We start from the raw sequence: 2980 nt of genomic DNA, 5'->3' as shown, positions 1-2980 counted from the left end.
GGCCAAGGCGTCGCGTCGCTGCTCATGCGCGGGCTCATCTCCCGCATGGTCGAGCTCGGAGACGTCGTCTCCTGCCTCTTCCCGACGGCGCCGGAGCTGTACCGTGCCGTCGGCTACGAGGTCGGCGGGGTCCAACCGCGCTACTCGTATGCCGCTCACGTCGTCCGCGCGGCCCGGACCCGAAGTGGTGGGCTGCGTCCCAGACCCGGCGGGCCGGGTGACGCAGAGCTCTTCCACGTGCTCATGCGGGATCACCAGGAGCGGCACGCCCTCAGCGGTCCGATGCTTCCCACGGTCGAGACGTGGCGCGAGACCCTCGAGGACGACGAGATGATCAACTACGTGCTCGACGACCCGACCGGACCACGCGGATTCGTCTCATACTCCTTGGCGCAGGAGGTGCTGACCGTCGAGGAGCTCGTCGGGGAGACGCCCGAGGCGACGGCCGCACTGTGGGCAGTCGTCGGATCCGGGTCCTCGGCCGCGCCGACGGTCCGCACCTACCACGACCCCCGCGACCCCGCACGGCTCGTCCTCGGGGACCTGCCGGAGGTCGACGTGCGGGAGCACGCCTGGATGCTCCGCGTGCTCGACCTGCCGGGAGCCATGGCGGCGCGCGGCTTCTCGCCACACGTCAGTGCCGCGGCCGAGATCGTCGTCGAGGACCGGGAGGTCCCGGCGAACTCCGGCCACTGGTCGCTCTCGGTCTCCGGCGGGTCGGGTAAGGCAGTGCGGGTGGGCGGTCCGGCAGAGACGGCCACGAGCGGGGCTGCGCCCGCACCGGGAGCGAGCCCAGCGGCATACGCCACCGATGGTGGGCCGACCCGGCTGGGACCGCGCGGGCTCGCGGCGCTCTGGTCGGGGTGGACGATGTCCCGGCTGCGGCTGGCCGGGTTGGCGTCGGGCGGCGGGCGCGGCTCCGACCGGGCGCTCGATGCGATGTTCCTCGACACCCCCTTCATGACGGAGTACTTCTGATGATGACTCCCGACTTCACCCGGAAGCCGACCCTCGAGGGCGAGCTGATCATCCTGCGCCCCGCGACCGCGTTGGACACTCCGGCCCTGAGCGCCGGCATGGATGACGCGGAGACGGCTCGTCTCACGGGCTCGATCCACTCCGACGACGACGACCCCGCGGGGCCATGGTCGCTCGCCGAGCTCGAGACGATCTACGAGCGCTGGTCGACCGCCGACGACCGCATCGTCTGGGCGATCGTCGAGCGGTCGAGCGGCGCGGTCGTCGGCGAGTCCGTGCTCAACGACCTCGACGTGGCCAACCTGTCGTGCGGCTTCCGGATCTGGATCTCCGGCGCTCGCGACCGCGGGCTCGGCACCGAGGCCACCCGGCTGACGATGCGACACGCCTTCGAGGAGCAGGGCCTCAACCGGGTCGGGCTCGAGGTCTTCGACTTCAACCCGCGCGCTCGGCGGGTCTACGAGAAGGTCGGCTTCGTCCTCGAGGGGACCCGGCGCGAGGCGCTGCGCTACAACGGTGAGTGGGTCGACGCGCACGACATGGCGATCCTGGCGCGTGAGTGGCGAGTGCACCGCGGCAACTCAGAGCGCGGTGCGGCCGTCCCCGCCTGACCCTCCGCGGTCTCTCCCTCCTCCCTCCTTCCCGTCCGCCGCCCCGGCCGGCAACACGCCCGGAGGTCCGCAACGCACCGCTGAAATATCCCTGGTGCGTTGTCGAGAGCCGGGCGTGTTGCGGAGACGGGGTCAGGCAGCGGGGTCAGGCAGCCGGGTCAGGCAGCGGGGTCAGGCGCGGGGTCGGATGGGGTCGGCTCGCGGACGGCCGGGAGCACGGCCAGCGCCACGGCGGCCATGGCACCGACGACGAGGAGCGAGCGGAGCACGCCAACGTGGTCGCCGAGGAAGCCCAGCAGGGGCGGGCCGCCGAGGAACGCGGTGTAGCCGATCGTCGACACGACACTCATCCGGGCCGGGGCCCGCCGTGGCTCGTCCGCAGCCGCGCTCATGCCGACGGGGAAGCCGAGGCTCGCACCGAGGCCCCAGACAGCGGCGCCGATGAAGGCGAGCACCGGCCCGCCGAAGACGACGAGCACGCTGCCGACCACCGCGGCCACGAGAAGGACGCGCAGCACGGGGACCCGGCCTCGCCTGTCGAGCAGCCGGGTCCCGAGGATCCGACCCGTGGTCATTGCCGTGAGGAAGACCGCGAAGCCGAGGACCCCGGCCCAGCGCGGCAGGTCGTAGCCGTCCGAGAGGGCGACCCCGATCCAGTCGTTCGCCGTGCCCTCGGTGAAGGCCGCGGCGCAGACGACGACGCCGATGAGCAGCGTGCGGGGCTCCCGCCACGCCGCGGCGATACCGGCCTTGCCACGACCGGCCTGCGGCTCATCGCCGTGCGGCCCATCCCCGTGCGGGTCGTCCTCAGCGGCACGGGGCAGGAACGCACGCAGGAACCAGGGAGTGATGGCGAGGAGCAGGGCCGCCGTGCCGGCGAGGTGCGCGAGGACGGGGACGTGGAGGTAGGAGAGCCCGGCCCCGACGAGGGCCGACACGACCGTGCCGCCACTGAAGGCGGCGTGGAAGTGCGGCATGATCGACCGGCGAAGGAGGCGCTCGACGGATGCGCCCTCGAGGTTCATCGCCACGTCGAAGACCCCGGAGCCCATGCCGACGAGGACGAGGCCGGCCATCGCGATGCCGCGGCTCGTCAGGGTGGTGACGCCGAGGCCGACGAGGACCAGGCCGAGGCCCTGGACCACAGCGGCGCCGAGGGTCGTGCGCGCGGCACCGAAGCGGTGCACGAACCACCCGGACAGCGGCAGTCCGATGACCGCCCCGACCGAGAGGGAGAAGAGGGTCAGGCCGAGCTCGCCCGCGGTGAGGCCGAGCTCGTGCTTGATGTCCGGCACGCGCGAGGCGAAGGCGGCGAAGGCGGCACCGTTGATGCCGAAGGCCGTGAACACGGCGTTGCGCGCAGTGCGGACGACGGGCGTCGGCGGTGCGAC

Annotated in this window: 3 protein-coding genes; 2 read left to right on the top strand and 1 reads right to left on the bottom strand. The window is 72.7% G+C overall.

The annotated features are described in order from the left end of the window. Positions 1 to 978: enhanced intracellular survival protein Eis (eis, locus tag LOY02_RS18870; RefSeq protein ID WP_317183905.1), on the top strand; the 978-nt coding region annotated here is incomplete at its 5' end. After that, entirely contained in the window at positions 978 to 1589 is a 612-nt protein-coding gene (locus LOY02_RS18865; RefSeq protein ID WP_317183904.1) for a GNAT family protein, read from the top strand. The genes eis and LOY02_RS18865, both read left to right, overlap by 1 nt. Positions 1590 to 1747: 158 nt before the next feature. Here the strand turns inward: LOY02_RS18865 and LOY02_RS18860 are convergent. Next, positions 1748 to 2980 (bottom strand): MFS transporter (locus LOY02_RS18860; protein WP_317183903.1); only part of this gene is annotated, 1233 nt, incomplete at its 5' end.

The organism is Intrasporangium sp., from assembly GCF_032907665.1.
Classification (GTDB): Bacteria; Actinomycetota; Actinomycetes; order Actinomycetales; family Dermatophilaceae; genus Intrasporangium.
This window is presented reverse-complemented; position numbering and strand designations above follow the sequence as displayed.

Coding starts and splice junctions, on each gene's coding strand:
- LOY02_RS18865 (WP_317183904.1), top strand. CDS start 978: ATGATGACTCCCGACTTCACCCGGAAGCCGACCCTCGAGGGCGAGCTG.